We start from the raw sequence: 20,434 nt of genomic DNA, 5'->3' as shown, positions 1-20,434 counted from the left end.
TCGGTTCTCGTAACTGCGTTGGACCGATCTTGAAGGGAATCGCGCGTGATTACGAGACTTTTGGCCAAGAGCCTCTCACTTGCCCCTGAACGGACTACCGGGCTTGACTCCGGGTATCGGAAAGGGACCTGGAAGACTCACCGGACGTGAGGACATTGCTGTGGTGCGGCGCCATGAACGTCGTCTGGCTCGGCGGCATGGCCTACCTCGCCCTGGACGACGCCGCCCACTTCGACGCGCGCGCCCTCGCCGGCACTGCGGTCGCCTGGGTGCTCGCCACAGCGGCGAGCTGGCTGCTGTTCCGCGACGCCACCGAGGCGCGGCTGTGGCAGCTGGCGGTGTGGACGGTCCTGGTGTCGATCGTGGCGCTGGTGTTCGTGACGATCAGCGCCGCGTTCGTGGCCCCGCCGCCACCCGCGTGACACAACGCAACGGGGCGGTGTGGCTTGTCGCCCCACCGCCCCACTCAGTTCAAGAGCCGTCAGACCGCGAGCAGGGCGCTGACCTCGTAGCCCGCCAGCCGCGACCGGCCGTCCAGCGCGGCGATCTCGATCACCACGGACACCCCGGTCACGATCCCACCGGCCCGCTCCACGAGCTTGCAGGCGGCCTCGGCGGTACCACCGGTCGCCAGCACGTCGTCCACCACGACAACGCGCTGACCGGGCTGAACGGCATCCGCGGGCAGTTCCAGCGACGCGGTGCCGTACTCGAGGTCGTACGACACCGAGTCGGCCACCACGGGCAGCTTGCCGGGCTTGCGCAACGGCACGAGGCCGTAGCGCCAGCCGTAGCCCAGCGCGGCACCCAGGAGGAAGCCGCGCGACTCGATGGCGGCGATCACCTGGGTGCTGTCGTCGATCTTGTCCTGAAGGGCGTCGACCACGGCGCGCAGGGCGTCCGGGTCGGCCAGGACGGGCGTGAGGTCCCGGAAGACCACCCCCGGCTGGGGGAAGTCCGGGACCTCACGCATCAGTTCCAGAGCACGGTCGAGCTTCAACGCTGACGCTTTCCGGTCGGCCGGCGGCGGGCGTCCGCGGCCTTGGCGGTGCGGTGCGGCACCGACGCGGCGGCGGCGAGCGCCTCTTCCTGGCGCAGGTCGGCGGCGAGCGCCTCGTCGTCGACCGACTCGATGCCCTCCGCGGTCTGCGGGCCCGAGGCCTTGGCGCGGCGGGCGGCCACGCGCTTGGCCTGCGCGATGTACTTCGGGTCGCGCATCTTCAGGTCGACCAGCACCGGCGTCGCGATGAAGATCGACGACATGGCACCGACGAACATGCCGACGAGCTGGACGAGCGCCAGGTCCTGCAGCGTGCCGACGCCGAGGATGCCGACGCCGACGACCAGCAGGCCGACGACCGGCAGCAACGCGATCAGCGAGGTGTTGATCGAGCGCATCAGCGTCTGGTTGAGCGCCAGGTTGGCGGCCTCGGCGTAGCTGCGGCGGGTCAGGCCCAGCAGGCCTCGGGTGTTCTCCTTGACCTTGTCGAACACGACGACCGTGTCGTACAGGGAGAAACCGAGGATCGTGAGCAGACCGATGACCGTCGCCGGCGTCACCTCGAACCCGATGAGCGAGTACACGCCCGCGGTGATGATGACGTCGTGGAACACGGCGACGAGCGCCGCGACGGCCATTCGCCACTCGAAGTAGAACGCCAGGAACAGCGTCACCACGACGAAGAACCAGAACAGCGCCCAGAGGGCCTTCCAGCTGATCTCACCGCCCCACGAGGCGGAGACGGCGCTGTCCGAGATCGCGCCCTGGCCGCCCTTCGGCTTGGTGTCCTGCGCCAGCGCGGCCTTGAGGGACGCGACCTCCTGGATGGTCAGCGCGGGCGACTTGATCTGGATCGTCGCGCTGGTACCGGAACCGACCGCCTGCACGGCGTTCGGCTTCTTGCCGGGCAGGGCCTTGGCGTAGGAGTCCTCGACCGAACCCGTCGAGATCACCTGGCTCGTCTCCGACACCGACGGCATCGAGATCTTCGTGCCGCCCTTGAAGTCGATGCCCAGGTTGAAGCCGCTGAACACCATCGAGCCGATGCAGACCAACAGGATGATGCCCGAGGTGATGTACCAGCGGACGCGCTTGCCGACGATGTCGAAAGCGCCGTTGCCCACGTAGAGGCGCGTGAACACGTTGCCCATGTCAGGCCTCCTTCACGGCAGCGGTCTTGCCGGTCGAGGCGGCACGGTGAGCCGCACCCTCGCGCGCGGCACCGCCCAGGCCGGACAGGTTCGGGTTGGACAGGAACTTGGACTTCGAGGCCATCGCGACCAGCGGGTGCGTCACGAGGAACACGACCACGAGGTCGAGGATCGTCGACATGCCCAGGGTGAACGCGAAGCCCTTCACCTGGCCGACCGCGATCACGTACAGCACGGCGGCGGCGATGAAGCTGACCGCGTCGGCGGAGAGGATCGTGCGGCGTGAACGGACCCATGCGCGCGGCACGGCCGAACGGAACGTGCGGCCCTCGCGCACCTCGTCCTTCAGGCGTTCGAAGAAGACGATGAACGAGTCGGCCGTGATACCGATGGCGACGATGAAACCGGCGATGCCCGCGAGGTCGAGGGTGAACCCGATCCAGCGGCCCAGCAGGACCAGCACGGAGTAGATGATCAGACCGGACAGGCCCAGCGACAGGATCGTCAGCACGCCCAGCAGGCGGTAGTAGAACATGCAGTAGACGAAGACCAGCGCGAGGCCGATGCCACCGGCGATGAGACCCGCCTTGAGCGACTGCAGGCCGAGCGTCGGGGAGATCGTCTGCGCCTCGGAGGCGTCGAACGACAGCGGCAGCGCGCCGTACTTCAGGGTGTTCGCGAGGCTCGTGGCCTCCTTCAGCGTGAACTTGCCGCTGATCTCGGTGGAACCGCCCGTGATGGCCGACTGGATGGTCGGCGCGGACATGACCTCGCCGTCGAGCACGACCGCGACGGCCTGCTGGACGTTGGCCGAGGTGAACTTGCCCCACTTGGAGCCGCCCTCGGACTTGAAGCTGAGGTTGACGACGTAGCCGGTGCCGTTCGGGTTCTTGTTCGCCGCGGCGTTGTCGATGTCCTCACCCGTCAGGCGGGAGTACATGGTGTAGTCGTCCGGCTTGGCCTGGGTGTCTTCCTTCGGCGGGTTGACCGGCGCGAGGATGTACTTGTACGTGCCCTTCTCACCACAGGTGACGAGCGGCTTGTCCAGGTCGTCGTTGCCGCGCAGCGGGTCCGGCTTGGAGCAGTCGAGCATGAGCGCGGCCTGCTGCAGGACCTGCTGGTCGCTGCTCTGGCGCAGCGCCTTGGCGTCCTGGATCTCCTTCGCGAGCTTCGGGTCGACGTTGGAGGGGGCGGGCGGCGTGCTCGGCTGCGCGCTCGACGAGGGCGCGGAGCTGGAGGACGGCGGCGTGCTCGACGGCTGCGCGGCCAGGTTCGGAGCGGGGCGGCCCTGCGGGGCGTTGCTCGACGACGGCTGCGACGCGGTCTGGTTCGGAGTCGACGGCGGCGTGCTCGGGCTGCCCGACGGCGGGGTGCTCGACGACGGGGCCTGGGTGTTCGGCGCCGCACCGGCCGGGATCGGCTGACCGAGGACCTTGCGGAACGCGAGGCGGGCGGTCTGGCCGAGGCCCTTCGCGCCTTCGCTGTCCGCACCGGGCACGGTGATCGTCAGGTTGTTGCCGTCGCGCACGACCTCGGCACCGGACACGCCGAGACCGTTGACGCGGACCTCGATGAGGTCACGTGCGCGGTTCAGCGCGTCCTCGCTGGGCTGGGCACCGTTTTCCTGACGCGCGGTCAGCGTGACGATGGTGCCGCCCTGGAGGTCGATACCGAGCTTGGGTTTGGCCGAACCGTTCCCGGTGAAGAACACCAGGGCGTAAAGCGCGACCACGATGAGGACAAAACTCGCCAAGTACTTCGCAGGGCGAATTTGCCCGGCCGGAGGTGCCACGATCCGTCCGTCTCCTAGTAGCGATGGTTTCCGAGCGCGCAGCGTAACGCGCGCCGCGTGAGCTGGGCGTCACCACCTGGAGTTGGCGGTGTTCACAGTTGCCAACTCCAGGAGTGCGAGCCTATGGGGTTACTTCTTCGCGTTGTGGTCCAGGGGCTCGGCGACCTGTGCGGTGGTCACCGGCTCCTCGGTCTCGTCCACCTTCTCCTCGACGACGGTCTCGTCGGTGTCGACGACCTTCTCGCGGATGGCGGCGCGCAGCCACCTCGTGACAACACCCTCGGAGATCTCGATGTCGATGGTGGTGTCGTGGCTCGCGTCGGCGACGGTGCCGTACAGACCAGACGTGGTCATCACCTTGTCGCCGGGCTCGAGCGAGTTCTGCAGAGACTGCTGCTCGGCCATCGCGCGCTTCTGCTTGCGCGCGCTGAGGAACAGCGGCACCGCCAGCAGAACCAGCAGCAACGGGAACATCAAATTGCCAAGGCCGCCCATCATTCTCCGATCAGTTGGACATGCTCCGACGCACGTCCGATATGTCCAGGTGCTTTCACCGATTGTGCCAGGTCACCACAGTTGATCACCGGCGGGCGGTTCCAGACCCAGGTGGTGCCACGCGGCAGGCGTCGCCACTCGGCCGCGCGGTGTACGGGCCAGCATGCCAGCCCGCACGAGATACGGTTCGCACACCTCTTCCACCGTGGTCGGCTCCTCACCGACCGCGACGGCGAGCGTCGACACCCCGACCGGTCCACCGTTGAAGCTCTTGACCAGGGCTTTCAACACCGCGCGGTCGAGCCGGTCGAGTCCCAGCTCGTCGACGTCGTAGACCTCCAGCGCCTGCTTGGCGATCTCCTCCGTGACCCTGCCGTCGGCCCTGACCTCGGCGAAGTCGCGGACCCGGCGCAGCAGCCGGTTCGCGATGCGGGGCGTGCCCCTGGACCGGCTCGCGATCTCGATGGCGCCGTCGTCGTGGAGGTCGACGCCGAGGATCTTGGCGCTGCGCTTCACGATGAGGTCCAGCTCGTCGGCGCTGTAGAACTCCATGTGGCCGGTGAACCCGAAGCGGTCCCTGAGCGGCCCGGTCAGCGCTCCTGACCTGGTCGTGGCTCCGACCAGCGTGAACGGCGCGATGTCGAGCGGGATGCTGGTCGCGCCGGGCCCCTTGCCGACGACGACGTCGACGCGGAAGTCCTCCATCGCGAGGTACAGCATCTCCTCGGCGGGCCGGGCCATGCGGTGGATCTCGTCGATGAACAGGACGTCGCCCTCGACCAGGTTGGACAGCATCGCGGCCAGGTCGCCCGCGCGCTCCAGGGCCGGCCCGCTGGTGATGCGGATGGCGCTGTTCAGCTCCTTGGCGATGATCATGGCCAGGGACGTCTTGCCCAGCCCGGGAGGACCGCTGAGCAGCACGTGGTCCGGCGCGGTCCCCCGCCGCATCGCGCCGTGCAGCACCAGCTCCAGCTGCTCGCGCACCCGCTGCTGGCCGACGAACTCGTGCAGGTCGGCGGGCCGGAGGCTCGTCTCGAGGTCGCGCTCGGCCGGCGCGGCGAAGGGGCTGAGCTCGTCCTCGGTCACTTGCGCCCCAGGGTCGCGAGCGCACGGCGCAGGACAGCGGACGTGGACTGGTCGGGGTTCTCGGCGAGGACGCTGTCGACCGTGGCCTCCGCGGCTTTGGCCGGGAACCCGAGCCCGAGCAGCGCCTCGACGACGTGGTCACGCGTCTGGCTGTGCGCGGGCATCGTCGGCGTCGGCAGAGCCCCGACCTTGTCGCGAAGCTCGATGATGAGCCGTTCCGCGCCCTTCTTGCCGATGCCCGGCACCTGCGTCAGCACGGTGATGTTGCCTTCGGCCAGCGCGTGGCGGAGCTTGTCCGGTTCCAGCACGGCCAGCGTCGCCAGCGCGATCCGCGGACCGATGCCGCTGACCGTCTGCAGGAGGCCGAACAGCTCGCGGGCCTCGGCGTCGGCGAACCCGAACAGCGTGAGGCTGTCCTCGCGGACGACGAGCGTGGTGGCGAGGCTCGCCTCCTCGCCGCGGCGCAGCGTGGCGAGCGTGCTCGGCGTCATCTGGACGGCGAACCCGACCCCGCCCACCTCGACGACGGCGTGGTCGAGGCCGACGTGCTGCACCTGGCCGCGCAGTGACGAGATCACCTGGTTCCTCCGGTTCGGGCACGCGGGGCCCCCGCGTACCTCACGACAGTACGAAAGCTCCCCGCGTACTCTCCGGCAGCCCCGGCTGGGTGCGTCGGCAAGTACCACCTCATGAGCTGCTCCGTCCGCTCGCCGTTGTCGATGAAGGGCTCCTTCATCGACCTGAGGTGGATGAAGGAGCCCTTCATCCACAGCGGGGGGCGCGCGAACTGGGTTGATCGGGGAGCGGGGCTGGTCATGATCCGCTCCGTCGGGCGGCTTCGGCCAGGCGGGCCTTGTGGATGCGGGCCAGTTCGGCGGCCCGCGCCTGCGCTTCCTCCATCCGCGACCGCATCGGCGCGCGCCAGTGGTGGCAGATGGCCAGGGCCAGCGCGTCCGCCGCGTCCGCGGGCTTCGGCGCCACCTTCAGCCCGAGCAGCTTGGTCACCATCAGGGTCACCTGCGCCTTGTCCGCGCGCCCCGACCCGGTGACCGCGGCCTTCACCTCGGACGGCGTGTGGAACTCGACCGGCAGGTTCCGCTGCGCCGCCGCCAGAGCCACCACGCCCGAAGCCTGCGCGACCCCCATCGCGGTGCGGACGTTGTGCTGCGCGAAGACCCGTTCGATGGCCACGACCTGTGGCTCGTAGCGGTCGAGCCATTCGCAGACGCCGACGTACAACTCGTGCAGCCGCACGGACAAAGGTGCGTCAACGGGCGTGCGGAGGACATCGACGGCGACCGCGCGCACAGTCCGGCCGGGCCCGCCGTCGACGACGCCGAAGCCGCACCTGGTCAGACCGGGGTCCACCCCGAACACCCGCACGACAGCTCCCCACGACCGGAACGAACAACAGTTCGAACCATATCCGGTGCACCGAAGAGGGACCCGCACCGACACGATTCGACGCAGTTCGACAAGTCCACGCCGGGATCACTACGGTGGTCGGGCTTCGATCACGGGAGACGCGGTGAAGAGGTTCTGGCTCGTTGTGGGGTGCGTCGGCACCTTCATGGCGGTCACCATCCTCACGGCGCTGGCCCTGCCCCGCGAGGCCGGCATCGCGATCGACAAGGTCGTGCAACTCGTGTTCGCCGTGGCCGCTCTTCTGGCCTATGCGCGGCGCCGCAACGGGTGGATGACCGCGGCGATGACCAGCCTGGCGGTCGGGTTGTCCGCGTGGATCTGGGGGCAGCAGATCCTGGGTGTGCAACTGCCGACGTCCACGATCGCGCCGCTCGGGTTCACGCTCGTGCCGGTCCTGTGCCTGGCGGCGGTGGTCGTGGAGGCGCAGAAGCGCCGCGCGGACGACCTGCTGCCGAACTACCGCAGCCGCGCGGTCGTGGTGCTCGACGGGTTGATCGTGATCGGGTCGCTGTTCGTGCTGACGTGGGTGTCGGCGCTGGAGTCGCTGACCCGCGCGTGGGCCACCGAGGGGCCCGGGTTCGCCACGGTGGTCGCGCATCCCGCCGCGTACCTCGTGCTGCTCGTGGCGATCGTCGTGATGTCGTGGACGCATCAGTCCGTGCGTCAGTGGCCGATGCTTTTCGTGGCACTGGCCGGTGTCGCGCAGTCGTCGTCGGGCTGGGTGTTCGCGTACTACATCTCCAAAGGCATCACGGCGATCCCGGCGACCGCGGACATCGGCTTCATGCTGTGCCCCGCGCTGTTCTTCCTCAGCGCGCTCGCCCCGGCGCGCAACCTCGAACCGACGTCTGGCCGCATGCGCACGGCCGACCTGCTGCACCTGTTCGTGCCGTACCTGCCGCTCGCGATCACCGGTCTGTTCATCCTGTGGAACACCGCGACGGGCGGCCGCCTCAACCCTATCGAGATCTACGTCGGTCTCGCCGTCGTGTGTCTCGTGATCGTGCGGCAGCTCCTCACGTTGATGGACAACGTCCGGCTGGTGGACCAGCTTCGGGTGAGCCGCGAACAGTTGCGCCACGAAGCGACGCACGACCCGTTGACCGGTGTCGCGAACCGCTCGTTGTTCCGCGAACGGCTGGAGCGCGCGCTGGGGGACCGTGAGCGCACACGGCCGTTGATCCTGTTGTTCATCGATGTCGACGGTTTCAAGGCGGTCAACGACAACTACGGGCACGCCGAGGGCGACATCGTGCTGCGCAACGTCGCGGCACGGCTGCAGCACAGCGTCCGGCCCGAGGACACGGTGGCACGACTGGGTGGCGACGAGTTCGGCGTGCTGGTCGACGGCGGCGACGCCGACGAGATCGGCGCCCGGCTGCTGGCCGCACTGGCGCACCCGCACGAGGTGCACGGCAGGATCCACCACTTGCACGCCAGCATCGGTGTGGCACAACGGTTTTCGCACGACCCGTCCGTTGCGGCCGACGACGTGCTCGGTGCCGCGGACGCCGCGATGTACACGGCGAAACGGCTCGGCAAGGGCATGGTCGTCGTGCACGGTTCACCGCTTCCGGAGATGACGTGACCCCAGAGCAGTTGATCAGCGAGCTCGGCCTGCAGGAACTCCCCGTCGAGGGCGGTTTCTTCGCGCAGACCCACCGGTCCGACGAGGTGTCCGCGATCGCGTACCTGCTGCGCAGGCCCGACTTCTCCGGCATGCACGTGCTGAAGCACCTGGAGATCTACCACTTCCACGCCGGGTCGCCGTTGCAGATGCTGCTGCTGCACCCGGACGGTTCGGTCACTCGGCCGCTGCTGTCCGCGTCCAACCCGCAGGTCGTCGTGCCGGCGGGCGTGTGGCAGGGCAGCGCGCCCGCGGGTGACTGGTCGTTGGTGGGCACGGTGGTGGTGCCGCCGTACACCGACGACATCGTGTCGTTCGGACACGCGGACGACCTGTGCGCGCGTTACCCGTCTCACGCCGCGGAGATCAGACCACTCTGTCGCTTCTGAGCAGGTGGCCGGAAGTCGTGTTCCCATTCGCCGTCCGGTGAGGTGGATGAAGGGCGCCTTCCTCCACCTGGTGTGGATGAAGGCGCCCTTCATCCACGTAACGGCCCGGCAGACAAGGTGCTTAGGATCTTGAGCATGGCGCTTGTCCCGCTCAACGGCATCGAGCTGAACGTCCAGACCGAGGGCTCCGGCGATCTCGTCGTGCTGGTCATGGGCACCGGCAGCCCCGGCCGGGTCTGGCGCACCTACCAGGTGCCCGCGCTCGTCCAGGCGGGCTACCGGGTCGCGTACTTCGACAACCGCGGCATCCGGCCGTCGTCGGAGTGCGCGGACGGCTTCACGATCGACGACATGGTCGCCGACACCGCCGCGCTGATCGAGCACCTCGGCGGCCCGGCCCACGTGGTCGGCACGTCGCTGGGCGCCCGCGTCACGCAGGAGCTGGCGCTGGCCCGCCCCGGCCTGGTGCGCAGCGCGGTGCTGATGGCGACCGCCGGTCGTCCCGAACCGGTGCAGCAGGCCTGGTCGCGGAGCCTGATGGACGTCTACGACAAGGGCGTCGAGCTGCCGGTGCAGTTCTACGCGGCGGCGTCGGTGACCAGGAACCTCTCCCCCGCCACGCTGGCCGATCCGGCGGTCGCCCGCGACTGGTTGCAGATGTACGAGTTCTCGGGCCCGTCGCTGGGGCCCGGCCTGCGCGCGCAGCTCGCGTTGAGCGACTACGGGTCGCGCCTCGACGCCTACCGCCGCATTTCGGTGCGGTCGCTGGTCGTCGGCTTCGCGGACGACCTCGTCCTGCCACCTCGCCTGTCCCGCGAGGTGGCGGACGCGATCCCCGGTGCCCGCTACGTCGAGGTCGCCGGCTGCGGGCACATCGGCTACCTGGAGCGGCCGGACGAGGTCAACCGGCTGCTCGTCGAGTTCATCGGTCGAGGCTGAACTCGTCGGACGTGCCGCCCTTCAGCAGCACGTCGAGGCGGCCGCTCACCACGTAGGTGCCGTGCGGCGTGCGAGCCGCCGTGGTCGGCGAAGTCGGCCACGAACGCTGCGACTTCACCTGCCACGTGCGGGTGTCGAGCACGGTGACGGCGTTCTTCCCCGGCGCGCCGAGGCTGTTCGTCACCACGACGAGGCCCTGCGGCGTGAGCGTCAGGCCGTCGGCACCGATCAGCGCCGGCGCGGGCAGCTGCTCCACGTGGCCGCGGGTCACCTTGAGCAGCGTGCCGTTCGTGTAGTTGCCGGTGACGAGGAATCCCCTGGGGTCCCAGACGATTCCGTTGTTGCCGATGGTCGCGGCGAGCCGCGGGTCCGAGGCGAACGCCGAGACCTCGCCCGAGAGCGAGACCTGCCAGACGGTGTCGCCCGCCGGGCCGGTGACGTAGGCGTTGCCGAACGGGTCGACCGCCACGTCGTTGGCGCCGTTCGGGACGTCGACGAACTTCAGCGCACGCCCGGTGCGCAGGTCGAAGATCCCCAGCCCGGACTGGCCGGGCACCGAGCGTTCGCCCAGGCCGATGTCCCCGTACGCGACGAGCACCCGGCCGCGGTCCACCTGGATGCCGAACGTCGACACCATCTTCGTGTCCGTGACCAGCGGCCGGACCTGGCCGGACGAGCTGACCAGCGACACCGTGCCGTGACGCACGGAGCTGACCAGGAACTGCCCGCGGGTCGGGTCCCACTGCACGCCCTCGGGGTGCAGCGACGGCGACACGCCCGAGATGTGCCGGGGCGTGGCCGAAGCCGTGCCCGTGAGCAGCAACAACGCCGCCATGACAGCAAGCGCGATGCGCATGTCGTTCCCTTCAGTAAGAGCACTGATAGCTATCAGAGTTCTGATATCTATCAATACTCTTACCACACTTCTACGATGAACGGATGCGGAGCGGTGATCGGATCGGCGGAGACATCAAGCGCGCCGAGCTGGAGCTGATGACCGCGAAGGCGGCGGCGGTGAAGCCGGCGGGCCTGACGGTGCCGCAGTACTCGGCCCTGCTCGCGCTGAGCGACCACCCCGGCGCCCCCGCGGCGGAGCTGGCCCGGTTGTGCCTGGTCACGCCGCAGACCATGACGACGATCCTGCAGAACCTGGTCGCCATGGGGCTCGTGGAACGCACACCGCACCAGTGGCAGCGCAACGTCCTGGAGAACCGGCTGACCGAGGCCGGCTACGCGAAGTTCCGCGAGGCGGACAAGGGCGCGGTCGCGGTGGAGCAGAAGCTGGCGGACGCGTTCACGGCCCAGGAGCGCACGCAGCTGCGCGCGCTCCTGCAGCGGTGTGCGGAAGTGCTCAGCTCAGACTGAACTCGACGGTCTCCTCGACCATCTCCGCGAGGAAACCCGCGCGGTCGAACGCCGGATCCTCCGCCACGCCGGGCGGAAGCACGTGCATGAAGCTGAAGTGCCCCGCACCGGGCACCACCCGCAGGTCGACCGGACCGGCCGCCCCGCGCAGCAGTTCGGCCTGCGACACCGGCGTCACGACGTCGGCCGACCCGGCGAACACGAGCATCGGCACGCCGACCGCGTCCAACGCGCCAGGCGCCGCGAACCACCCGGCAGCGGGCGCGAACAGCACCAGCCGGGAGACCCCGGGCTCGCGCGGCACCTCGATCGGCCGGCCGTCACGCCCCCACGGCACCGCGCCCGCCAGGCACAGCGCGGCCCAGGCACCGATCGAGTGGCCGATCACGACGACCTCGGCACCGGTGTCGCCCAGCGCCTCGACCAACCCGCGCGGCCGCACCAGCAACTCCTCGGTGGCGGCCTGGGGCAGCAGGCGGTCGAATCGGGGTGCGATGACCGGCAAACCCCTGTCCGCCAAGGCGTCCAGCAGCGGCCGGTGACGCTCCGGGTCGCCGCCACCACCGGCGGCGAAGAGCACGACGCGTGTCAAGATCCCATCTCCTCACGAGGTCCACACCGGACGGACGGATGACGCGTCTCAGCGGTGCGCGGCCTGACCGGTGGGCCGGATCAGGATTTCGTTGACGTCCACCGTGGACGGTTGCGAGACCGCGTACAGCACCGCCCTGCCCACGTCCTCCGGCGCGAGTTTGGGTTCGTCCGCCCGTGACGCCGGAATGGCCTCCGTGTCGACGAGTCCAGGTTGGACCACGGTGACCCGCACGCCGGTGCCCACCGCCTCGGCCCGGATTCCCTGTGCCAGACCGGTGATCGCCCACTTGGTCGCGGAGTACAGGTTGCCGGGCCGCACGCCGCGCCCGGCGGCCGAGCCGGTCAGCACGAGGTGGCCGCCGGAGCGGATCAGCGCGGGCATGGCCGCACGGGCCGTGAACGCGGGCCCGCACACGTTCGTCACCACCATGTCCGTCCACTCCTCCGGCTCGGCGCCGGCGGACGTGGTGAAGGAGGTGTCGACGGAAACGCCCGCGTTGGCGAAGACGACGTCGATCCGGCCCCACCGGGATTCGACGCGCGCCATGAGGTCCTGCACGGAAGCCCACGAGGAAACGTCGCATTTCGCGTCCCAGCCGCGGTCGCCGACAGCTTCTTGCGCCGACCGCGAAGCCCTGACCACGCGGTATCCCGCGTCGGCTGCCAAAGCGGCGGTCGCCGCCCCGATGCCGCGGGACGCCCCGGTCACCACGAAGACGTGTTCCATGATCCGCAACCCTAGTCAGGGAAGTGTCAGTGCCGCCTGTTTTGATGTCCCGCATGACTTTGAACCGCAGGTCGGTGTTCGGGCTGGGAACCGTCGCGGCCGCGACGGCAGTGCTCGGTTCCACCGGTGCAGCCCAGGCGCAGGAAGACGCGGAGGTCGAGATCGAACGTTCCCCGACCACCGCGGACCGGTCACGCAAACGCGTGGCGCAGATCTACCGGCGACAGGTTCGCCGGGCCCGGGGCACCTGGTCGTCGCTGATCACGATCGCCGACCTCGACGGCACCACGAAGGCCGCCGTCGAGGAGGACGCGGACAAGGTCGTCGAGGCCTACAGCGTCAACAAGGTCGCCGTCGCGGTCGCCGTGCTGGACAAGGTGGACCGCGGGCTGATCAGGCTCGACCAGACGGTCACGGTGTCGGCGAGCATCGTCATCCAGGACACCGACGGGATCTTCGCGCTCGACGGCGCGTACCCCAGCGAGGTCACCGTTGGTCACGCTCTCGCGAACCTGCTCACGGTCTCGGACAACACCGCCGTGCGCCTGTGCGGCCTGGTCGTGCCGGCGCTGGAGCTGAACCAGATCCTGCGGGACAAGGGTTTCGTGCACACGAAGGTCGTGCCGGTCGCGAACCCGAACCGGTTCTACCTCGGCACCACGACCCCGCGCGAGACGCACACGCTGCTGCAGAAGCTGGTCGACGGCCAGCTGCTGTCCGCCGCGTCGACCGCCTACCTGCTGAACATCCTCCGGTCGACGTCGAGCTTCACCGACGGCGTGCGGCTGAACCTGACGACGAACGAGCGGCTGCGCGTCGCGACGAAGGCCGGCTGGTTCGAGGACGGCCGAAACGAAGCCGGGATCATGTTCAGCGAGGACAATCGGGCAATCCTGATCTACTCGATGTTCGCGTCCGGCACGTTCGCCGGCGACAAGGCGCAGAACGACCAGGACTTCAGCACCACGCACCCGGCCATCGCAGCTCGTGCCGAGCTCGGCCGGTCGATGTTCGACGCGGTCATCAAGATCACGACGACGAAGCCGAAACATCGTGCAAAGGTTTACACGTTCTTCAACGGCGGCTGATTTTCGAGATTCATCTCCAAAACTGGACCAAAGACCGCTGGTTTTCGGATATATACATAACCAACGCCGGGGTCGGTCGTCGCCGCCGTCGACGACCGGCTTCCCCGCGTTGTCTACAGCGCCGGTTCCACAATGGCGTGGTACCTGCGTGAAACCTCTGCGATGACCTCGTCGAAGTCCGCCGCCCAGATGCCGGCGTTGAAGACCTCCACCTCGACGTCCCCCGCATAGCCCGTCGCGGCAACGTGCCTGGTCAGGCGGTCGAGGTCGATATCGCCGTCGCCCGGATAACCCCGGCCCAGCAGTACGTCCGCCGGCACCGGCGTGAGCCAGTCGCACACCTGGTACGACGCGATCCGCTGCCCCGCGCGCACGATCTGCGCGTCGAGATCCGGGTCCCACCACACGTGGAGCGCGTCCACGACGACACCGACCGACTCGTGTTTTTCGGCGATGTCGAGCGCCTGCGCCAACGTCGACAACACGCCGCGATCCGCGCAGAACACCGGGTGCATCGGTTCCAGCGCAAGCGTGACGCCCGCCGATTTCGCCTCGGCGGACAGTTCGGCGATCGCGTCCGCGACCCGTTGACGTGCGCCGATGAGGTCCTTGTCGCCCGCCACGCCGCCGACGACCATGACCAGCGTGTCGGTGCGCAGCGTCGCGGCTTCCTCGATCGCACGCCGGTTGTCGTCCAGGGCGGCGCGGTTGTCGACCGCGGTCAGGAACCCGCCGCGGCACAACGACGACACCCGCAGGCCGGCGTCCGCGACGAGCTTCGCGGTGCGTTCCAGGCCGTGGTCGGCCACCGGTTCGCGCCACAGCCCGATCGACTCGATCCCGTGCCGCACACAGCCCTCGACGGCCTCGGCGACCGTCGCGCGCTTGATCGTCGCCTGGTTCAGCGAGAGGCGAGCCACTGCTGCCACCGCCGTTCCGCGAACTCCGGTTCGATCACGCCCGCGATCTCCGCGAGCCGTTTCGCCTCGGCCAGGTGCTCGACGCTGCGCGCGGTCTCCAGGCCGTCGAGCAGCAGGAACCGGTCCTGGTGCCCGGCCAGCCACGCGAGGAACACCACGCCGGTCTTGTAGTAGTAGGTCGGCGTGCTGAACAGGTGGCGCGACAACGGCACCGTCGGCGCCATGATCCGGTGGAACTCGTCGGTGTCACCTTCAGCGAGCTTGCGCAACGCCTTCGCGGCCACCGGGGCGATCGGGTCGAAAATGCCGAGCAGCGCGTCGCTGTGGCCTTCCGAGTCGCCCGCGATCAGCTCCGGGTAGTTGAAGTCGTCGCCGGTGTAGCAGCGAACCCCGGCCGGCAGCCTGCGGCGCAGGCCGATCTCGTGGTCGGCGTCGAGCAGCGACACCTTCACGCCGTCGACCTTGTCCGGCCGTTCGGCGATGATCGCGAGGAAGTTGCCGGTGGCCTCGTCGACCTCCGCGGCACCCCAGTAACCCGCCAGCGCCGGGTCGAACGCGGTGCCGAGCCAGTGCAGGACCACCGGTTCGCTGACGTTGTCGAGCAGCGTGCCGTAGACCTTCTGGTAGTCCTCCGGTCCACGCGCACACGCCGCGAGCTGGCGTGAGCACATCAGCACGGGCTGCGCGCCCGCCTGCTGCACGACGTCGAGCTGTTCCAGGTACGCCTTCAGCACGTCGTCCAGGCCGACCTCGCCGGTGAGGTGGTCGGTGGCGACGCCCGCGCAGATCCGCCCGGCCTTCTCGGCGGCGCTGCGGCGGATCAGCTCGGCGGCGGCCGGCCAGTCCAGGCCCATGCCGCGCTGCGCCGTGTCCATCGCCTCGGCGACGCCCAGGCCGTGCGACCACAGGTGGTGCCGGAACTTCAGCGTCGCGTCCCAGTCGACCGTGCGCTCGTCCTTCGCCACGACGTGTGCCGCGGCGAACACGATGCGGTCATATCGATCTTGGCTAGACATCCTCGATCTCCACCCGCCGACCCTCCGAAGAGGACTGCAGACCGGCGGCCGCCAGCGCGACACCCCGTGCGCCCGCGCGGAAGTCGTGCGGGAACGGCGTGCCCTGGTAGACGTGCCGTAGGAACTCCGCCCACTGCACCTTGAAGCCGTTGTCGAAGTCCTCGTTGTCCGGCACCTGCTGCCACTGGTCGCGGAACGGGTGCGTGACCGGCAGATCCGGGTTCCACACCGGCTTCGGCGTCACGGCGCGGGGCTGCACGAAGCACTCGCGCAGACCGGCGACCGCGCTGCCCTCGGTGCCGTCCACTTGGAACTCGACGAGCTCGTCGCGGCGCACCCGCACGCACCACGACGAGTTGATCTGCGCGATGACACCGTTTTCAATCTCGAAGATGCCGTAGGCCGCGTCGTCCGCGGTCGCCGCGTATTCGTTGTTCTGCTCGTCCCAGCGCGTCGGAATGTGCGTCACGGCTTTCGCGGTGACGGCCTCCACGCGACCAAAGAGGTTGTGCAGCAGGTAGCTCCAGTGGCAGAACATGTCCGAGACGATGCCGCCGCCGTCCTCCGCCCGGTAGTTCCAGCTCGGGCGCTGCGCGGGCTGCCAGTCGCCCTCGAAGACCCAGTAGCCGAACTCGCCGCGCACGCTGAGGACCCGGCCGAAGAAGCCGCCGTCGATCAACCGCTTGAGCTTGCGGATGCCGGGCAGGTACAGCTTGTCCGCCACGACACCGTGCCTGAGGCCTTTCTCGTCGGCGAGGCGGGCCAGCTGAAGCGCTTCCCCGACCGTTTCGGAGACCGGCTTCTCGGTGTAGACGTGCTTGCCCGCCTCCAGCGCCTTGGTGATCGACTCGACGTGCTTCGAGGTGACCTGCGAGTCGAAGTAGATCTCGACCGACGGGTCGGCCAGCGCCGCGTCGAGGTCCGTGGTCCAGCGCGCGAGGTCGTGCCGTTCCGCGATCTCCTTGAGCTTGTCGGCGTTGCGCCCCACGAGCACCGGTTCGACCTTGATCACGGTCCCGTCCGGCAGCCGCACGCCCTCCTCGCGCAACGGGAGGAGGGACCGGACCAGGTGCTGGCGGTAACCCATCCGCCCGGTGACGCCGTTGACCGCCACTCCAATGGTCCGAACCGCCATCGCACCTCCCTGGTAGCAGCGCTGGAAAGCGCTTTCCCGCCACGCTAATCGCGGTACTTGACGGCCGTCAACCTCCTCGCGAGTTAGTCTCAGCGCTCACATGCACGTTGACGGAGGTGGTCGTGTCCGCACGACAGGTGACGCTCGCCGAGGTGGCCAGGCAGGCGGGTGTGTCGCTGGCGACCGCCTCGCGCGTGCTCAACGGCAGCACGCGACAGGTCAGCGAGGAGCTGAGCGACCGCGTCCTGCGCACCGCGGAGCAGCTCGGTTACGTGCCGAACGCGTCCGCGCAGGCGCTGGCCCGCAACTCCAGCTCACTCGTGGGGCTGGTGGTCCACGACATCACCGACCCGTACTTCTCGTGCATCGCGGCGGGCGTGACGCGGGTGGCCGAGGAGGCCGGGCTCGTCGTCGTGCTCGGCACGACCGGTCGCCGTCCCGAGCGCGAGGTGGAGCTGCTGTCCACGTTGCGCGCGCACCGGGCGCGTGCGGTCGTTCTGGCCGGTTCGCGCACGACGGACCGTGCGTCGCAGTCGCGGCTGGCCGCCGAGATCGAGGCCTTCACCGAACAGGGCGGCCGGGTCGCCTGCGTGTCGCAGGCCAAGCTCGGCACCGACACGGTCGTGCCCGGCAACCGGGCGGGCGGCCGGGCGCTGGCGCGTGAGCTGACCGCGCTCGGGCACAAGAAGTTCGCCGTTCTGGGTGGACCTTCCGATCTCGTGGTGGCACGCGACCGGCTCGCCGGGTTCAAAGCGGGCCTCTCCGACGCGGGTGTCGCACCGCCGACGGTGATCAACGGCGCGTTCACGCGTGACGGCGGGTACGAGGCGGCGCTGGAGCTGCTGGCGTCGAAATCCCGCGCCACCTGCGTGTTCGCCGTGACCGACGTGATGGCGATGGGCGCCATGGCGGCGCTGCGCGAACGTGGCGTGCGGGTGCCCGAGGACATGTCGATCGCCGGGTTCGACGACATCCCGACGCTGCGCGACACGGTTCCGGCGTTGTCGACCGTACGGCTGCCGCTGGAGGAGATGGGCGAGATCGCCGCAGGTCTCGTGCTGGACGCGGGCGGTGACGAGGCCCGCACCGTTCGGGTGGCGGGCGAGGTGGTGCTGAGGGCCTCGACTGCTCACAATTAGACTCATCCGGCTGTTCACGTACTTAGTCACGAGGAGTTGAGCCGTCCCCATGGGGTCTGGCCCTGGCTGGCATAGTTGCCCGGTCCCCTGCTCTGCTGGAGCACGCCGGTGACCGGAGTCCTTCTCAGCGTGCTCGGTCTGCTCGCCGTCGTGGCGCTGACCGCGGGCACCTTCATCGCGGTGGCGGCGGAGTTCTCGCTGACCGCGCTGGAACGCAGCACGGTCGAGCGGCACGTCGCCGAGATCGGTGACGCGAAGGCGCGGACCATCGACCGCGCGCACCGCACGTTGTCCTTCCAGCTCTCCGGCGCCCAGCTCGCCATCACGCTGACCACGCTGATCACCGGGTACATCGCGCAGCCCGCGATCGCCGCGCTGATCGAGCCGGGGCTCGCCGGTCTGGGCGTGCCGCGCGCGCTCGCCGCCGGGGTGTCGCTGGCACTCGCGCTGGCGATCGCCACGGCGTTGTCGATGGTGTTCGGCGAGCTGGTCCCGAAGAACCTGGCGATCGCGAAGCCGCTGGAGACCGCGCGGCTGGTCGTGGGCATCCAGTCGGCGTTCTCCACGGTCTTCCGCTGGTTGATCAACTGGATGAACAACTCGGCGAACTGGCTGGTCCGACGCCTGGGCGTGGAGCCGGTCGAGGAACTGGCGTCCGCCCGTTCGCCAGAGGAGCTGGGCGCGCTCGTCCGCACGTCCGCCGAGCACGGCACGCTGGACCAGGGCACCGCGGTGCTGCTGGACCGGTCGCTGCGGTTCGGCGACCGGACGGCCGGCGAGCTGATGACGCCACGCGTGCGGGTGGAGGCGTTGCGGGCCGACGCGACGGTCGCGGACCTCGTGCGGAAGGCTCGCGAGACGGGCTTCTCGCGGTTCCCGGTGCACGACGGCTCGTTGGACGAGGTGCGCGGGATGGTGCACGTCAAGCAGGCGTTCGCCGTGCCCGCCGCTCTGCGCGGGACGACTCCTCTCTCGGCTCTCACGCGGCCGGTGCACTCGGTGCCGGAGACGCTGGAGGGCGACGCGCTGCTGGACCGGTTGCGGGCATCCGGCCTGCAGACGGCGCTGGTCGTGGACGAGTACGGCGGCACCGCCGGCATGGTGACGCTGGAGGACGTCGTCGAGGAGATCGTCGGCGACGTGCGCGACGAGCACGACCGGGGCGAGGCGCCGCCGGTGCGGTCGCTGGGCAAGGACAGCTGGCTCGTGTCGGGCCTGCTGCGCGACGACGAGGTGGCCGAGGCGACCGGGTTCCGCATGCCCGAGGGCGACTACGAGACGCTGGCCGGGCTGGTGCTGGCCCGGCTGGGGCGCATTCCCGACGTCGGCGACGAGATCCGCGTCGACGGCTGGAGGGTGACCGTGATGAGGATGGACCGCCACCGCGTGGCCGAGTTGCGGGTGGTGTCGTCGTGAACTTCCTCGTCGTTCTGTTGCTGCTGGCGGGCAACGCCTTCTTCGTCGGCGCCGAGTTCGCGGTGATCACCGCGCGACGTGACCGGCTGGAAGCGTTGGCGGACAGGGGATCCTCGCGCGCCCGCACCGCGATCAAGGCGTCACAGCAGCTGCCGTTGCTGATCGCGGGCGCCCAGCTGGGCATCACGCTGTGCTCGCTGGGGCTGGGCGCGATCGCCGAACCCGCGCTGGCGTCCGTGCTGGAGGGGCCCCTCGGCGCCGTTGGGCTGCCGTCGGCCGTGGTGCACGGTGTGGCGTTCGCGGCGGCGTTGGTCATCGTCGTCGCGCTGCACACGATCCTGGGCGAGATGGTGCCGAAGAACCTCGCCATCGCCGGTCCGGAGCGGGCCGCGGTGTGGCTGGTTCCCGTCCACTACGCGTTCTCGCGGATGATCGCGCCCGCGCTGACCCTGTTCACCGCGGTGGGCCGGTGGGTGCTGCGCCGGGTCGGCGTCGAACCCGTGGAAGAGCTGGAGTCGGCCTACACGCCCGACGACCTGGCGTTGCTGATCGGCCAGTCCCGGTCCGAGGGGCTGCTGGAGGACTCCGAGCACCGTCGTCTCGCGCAGACCCTGTCGTCCGCCGAACGCACGGTCGCGGACGTCCTGGTGCCGCTGGACCGGCTGACGACCGTGTCGGCCTCGCCGACCGTGGGCGAGATCGAGGCCGCCGTCGCCGCCACCGGGTTCTCGCGGTTCCCGGTGCTGTCGGAAGCCGGGCTGATCGGATATCTGCACGTCAAGGACGTGCTGGACCTGGAGGGCGCGTCGACCCTCGTGCCGCGCGCTCGGGTGCGCGGGCTGCCCGAGGTGCCCGTGGACGCCCGCCTGGACGAGGCGCTGGCCGCGTTGCGCCGCGCGCAGTCACACCTCGCGCGCGCGGTGTCCGCTGACGGTTCCGTGCGCGGCGTGGTGGCGTTGGAGGACCTGGTCGAGGAGTACGTGGGCACCGTGCGCGACGGCACGCACGTGCGCTGGGTGTAGTGGCGGGCGGCCAACGCGCGCCCCGTCGGGGGGGGGGGGTGGGGGGGGAGGTGGAGAAGGGGGTGGGGGTGGTGGGGGTGGAAGACGACTCCGGGGGGGGGGGGCGCA

The 20,434-nt window shown here is 69.6% G+C and carries 22 protein-coding genes; 9 read left to right on the top strand and 13 right to left on the bottom strand.

Features of this window, described 5'->3' with window-relative positions; all coding sequences use genetic code 11:
* Nucleotides 1–146 precede the first annotated feature (146 nt).
* A complete protein-coding gene (locus ABZV40_RS42760; protein WP_355455378.1) occupies nt 147–422 on the top strand; it encodes a hypothetical protein in 276 nt (91 codons plus the stop codon).
* A 59-nt stretch (nt 423–481) separates the two neighbouring features.
* Here the strand turns inward: ABZV40_RS42760 and ABZV40_RS42755 are convergent, their stop codons facing one another.
* From ABZV40_RS42755 to ruvC, 7 genes are all read right to left on the bottom strand, one after another.
* On the bottom strand, nt 482–973 hold the full coding sequence (locus ABZV40_RS42755) for an adenine phosphoribosyltransferase (RefSeq protein ID WP_355455376.1): 492 nt from the start codon (nt 971–973) through the stop codon (nt 482–484).
* A 23-nt stretch (nt 974–996) separates the two neighbouring features.
* A complete protein-coding gene (secF, locus tag ABZV40_RS42750) occupies nt 997–2,151 on the bottom strand; it encodes a protein translocase subunit SecF (RefSeq protein ID WP_355455374.1) in 1,155 nt (384 codons plus the stop codon).
* A 1-nt stretch (nt 2,152) separates the two neighbouring features.
* A complete protein-coding gene (secD, locus tag ABZV40_RS42745; protein ID WP_355455372.1) occupies nt 2,153–3,943 on the bottom strand; it encodes a protein translocase subunit SecD in 1,791 nt (596 codons plus the stop codon).
* Nucleotides 3,944–4,072: 129 nt separating this feature from the next.
* Nucleotides 4,073–4,417 (bottom strand): preprotein translocase subunit YajC, encoded by a 345-nt coding sequence (gene yajC, locus ABZV40_RS42740; protein WP_355455370.1) that lies wholly within the window; start codon nt 4,415–4,417, stop codon nt 4,073–4,075.
* A gap of 93 nt (nt 4,418–4,510) precedes the next feature.
* On the bottom strand, nt 4,511–5,524 hold the full coding sequence (gene ruvB, locus ABZV40_RS42735) for a Holliday junction branch migration DNA helicase RuvB (RefSeq protein ID WP_355455368.1): 1,014 nt from the start codon (nt 5,522–5,524) through the stop codon (nt 4,511–4,513).
* Nucleotides 5,521–6,102, bottom strand: coding sequence for a Holliday junction branch migration protein RuvA (gene ruvA, locus ABZV40_RS42730; RefSeq protein WP_355455366.1), 582 nt, complete (start codon nt 6,100–6,102; stop codon nt 5,521–5,523). The genes ruvB and ruvA overlap by 4 nt, the downstream gene beginning before the upstream one ends.
* 235 nt (nt 6,103–6,337) lie before the next feature.
* Entirely contained in the window at nt 6,338–6,907 is a 570-nt protein-coding gene (gene ruvC, locus ABZV40_RS42725) for a crossover junction endodeoxyribonuclease RuvC (RefSeq protein WP_355455364.1), read from the bottom strand.
* A 145-nt stretch (nt 6,908–7,052) separates the two neighbouring features.
* Here ruvC and ABZV40_RS42720 point away from each other — a divergent pair, with 145 nt between their 5' ends.
* The 3 genes from ABZV40_RS42720 (at nt 7,053) to ABZV40_RS42710 (ending at nt 9,904) form a co-directional block, all read left to right on the top strand.
* Nucleotides 7,053–8,537, top strand: a complete 1,485-nt coding sequence (locus ABZV40_RS42720) for a GGDEF domain-containing protein (RefSeq protein ID WP_355455362.1) — start codon at nt 7,053–7,055, stop codon at nt 8,535–8,537.
* Nucleotides 8,534–8,965, top strand: a complete 432-nt coding sequence (locus ABZV40_RS42715; RefSeq protein ID WP_355455360.1) for a cupin domain-containing protein — start codon at nt 8,534–8,536, stop codon at nt 8,963–8,965. Before ABZV40_RS42720 ends, ABZV40_RS42715 begins: the two co-directional genes overlap by 4 nt.
* A gap of 135 nt (nt 8,966–9,100) precedes the next feature.
* Nucleotides 9,101–9,904, top strand: coding sequence for an alpha/beta fold hydrolase (locus tag ABZV40_RS42710; protein ID WP_355455358.1), 804 nt, complete (start codon nt 9,101–9,103; stop codon nt 9,902–9,904).
* Here the strand turns inward: ABZV40_RS42710 and ABZV40_RS42705 are convergent.
* Nucleotides 9,888–10,760, bottom strand: a complete 873-nt coding sequence (locus tag ABZV40_RS42705; protein ID WP_355455356.1) for a hypothetical protein — start codon at nt 10,758–10,760, stop codon at nt 9,888–9,890. The genes ABZV40_RS42710 and ABZV40_RS42705 overlap by 17 nt on opposite strands.
* An 83-nt stretch (nt 10,761–10,843) precedes the next feature.
* On the opposite strand from ABZV40_RS42705, the gene ABZV40_RS42700 reads away from it, so the two are divergent.
* Nucleotides 10,844–11,269 (top strand): MarR family transcriptional regulator, encoded by a 426-nt coding sequence (locus ABZV40_RS42700; protein WP_355455354.1) that lies wholly within the window; start codon nt 10,844–10,846, stop codon nt 11,267–11,269.
* Here the strand turns inward: ABZV40_RS42700 and ABZV40_RS42695 are convergent.
* Together ABZV40_RS42695 and ABZV40_RS42690 are read right to left on the bottom strand one after the other, a co-directional pair.
* Nucleotides 11,256–11,861, bottom strand: a complete 606-nt coding sequence (locus tag ABZV40_RS42695; protein WP_355455352.1) for a hypothetical protein — start codon at nt 11,859–11,861, stop codon at nt 11,256–11,258. The genes ABZV40_RS42700 and ABZV40_RS42695 overlap by 14 nt on opposite strands.
* Before the next feature lie 48 nt (nt 11,862–11,909).
* Nucleotides 11,910–12,593 (bottom strand): SDR family NAD(P)-dependent oxidoreductase, encoded by a 684-nt coding sequence (locus tag ABZV40_RS42690; RefSeq protein ID WP_355455390.1) that lies wholly within the window; start codon nt 12,591–12,593, stop codon nt 11,910–11,912.
* Between the two features lie 50 nt (nt 12,594–12,643).
* Between ABZV40_RS42690 and ABZV40_RS42685 the strand changes: the two genes are divergently transcribed.
* Entirely contained in the window at nt 12,644–13,678 is a 1,035-nt protein-coding gene (locus ABZV40_RS42685; RefSeq protein WP_355455350.1) for a serine hydrolase, read from the top strand.
* A gap of 113 nt (nt 13,679–13,791) precedes the next feature.
* Here the strand turns inward: ABZV40_RS42685 and ABZV40_RS42680 are convergent, their stop codons facing one another.
* From ABZV40_RS42680 to ABZV40_RS42670, 3 genes are read right to left on the bottom strand one after another with little or no spacing between them, the layout of a single operon-like run.
* Nucleotides 13,792–14,607 carry a sugar phosphate isomerase/epimerase gene (locus tag ABZV40_RS42680; protein WP_355455348.1) on the bottom strand — a complete coding sequence of 272 codons (816 nt, stop codon included), beginning with the start codon at nt 14,605–14,607 and terminating at the stop codon, nt 13,792–13,794.
* Entirely contained in the window at nt 14,580–15,614 is a 1,035-nt protein-coding gene (locus tag ABZV40_RS42675) for a dihydrodipicolinate synthase family protein (RefSeq protein ID WP_355455346.1), read from the bottom strand. The genes ABZV40_RS42680 and ABZV40_RS42675 overlap by 28 nt, the downstream gene beginning before the upstream one ends.
* Nucleotides 15,607–16,749 carry a Gfo/Idh/MocA family oxidoreductase gene (locus tag ABZV40_RS42670; RefSeq protein ID WP_355455344.1) on the bottom strand — a complete coding sequence of 381 codons (1,143 nt, stop codon included), beginning with the start codon at nt 16,747–16,749 and terminating at the stop codon, nt 15,607–15,609. The genes ABZV40_RS42675 and ABZV40_RS42670 overlap by 8 nt, the downstream gene beginning before the upstream one ends.
* 122 nt (nt 16,750–16,871) lie before the next feature.
* Between ABZV40_RS42670 and ABZV40_RS42665 the strand changes: the two genes are divergently transcribed.
* The 3 genes from ABZV40_RS42665 (at nt 16,872) to ABZV40_RS42655 (ending at nt 20,326) form a co-directional block, all read left to right on the top strand.
* Nucleotides 16,872–17,888 carry a LacI family DNA-binding transcriptional regulator gene (locus ABZV40_RS42665; protein WP_355455342.1) on the top strand — a complete coding sequence of 339 codons (1,017 nt, stop codon included), beginning with the start codon at nt 16,872–16,874 and terminating at the stop codon, nt 17,886–17,888.
* 108 nt (nt 17,889–17,996) lie between these two features.
* Nucleotides 17,997–19,304 (top strand): hemolysin family protein, encoded by a 1,308-nt coding sequence (locus ABZV40_RS42660; RefSeq protein WP_355455340.1) that lies wholly within the window; start codon nt 17,997–17,999, stop codon nt 19,302–19,304.
* A complete protein-coding gene (locus ABZV40_RS42655; protein WP_355455338.1) occupies nt 19,301–20,326 on the top strand; it encodes a hemolysin family protein in 1,026 nt (341 codons plus the stop codon). The genes ABZV40_RS42660 and ABZV40_RS42655 overlap by 4 nt, the downstream gene beginning before the upstream one ends.
* Nucleotides 20,327–20,434: the final 108 nt, after the last annotated feature.

This window comes from Lentzea sp. NPDC004782, from assembly GCF_040609115.1.
Lineage (GTDB): Bacteria > Actinomycetota > Actinomycetes > Mycobacteriales > Pseudonocardiaceae > Lentzea.
The sequence above is the reverse complement of the archived record's forward strand: the minus strand, read 5'-3'. Positions and strand labels throughout refer to the sequence as shown.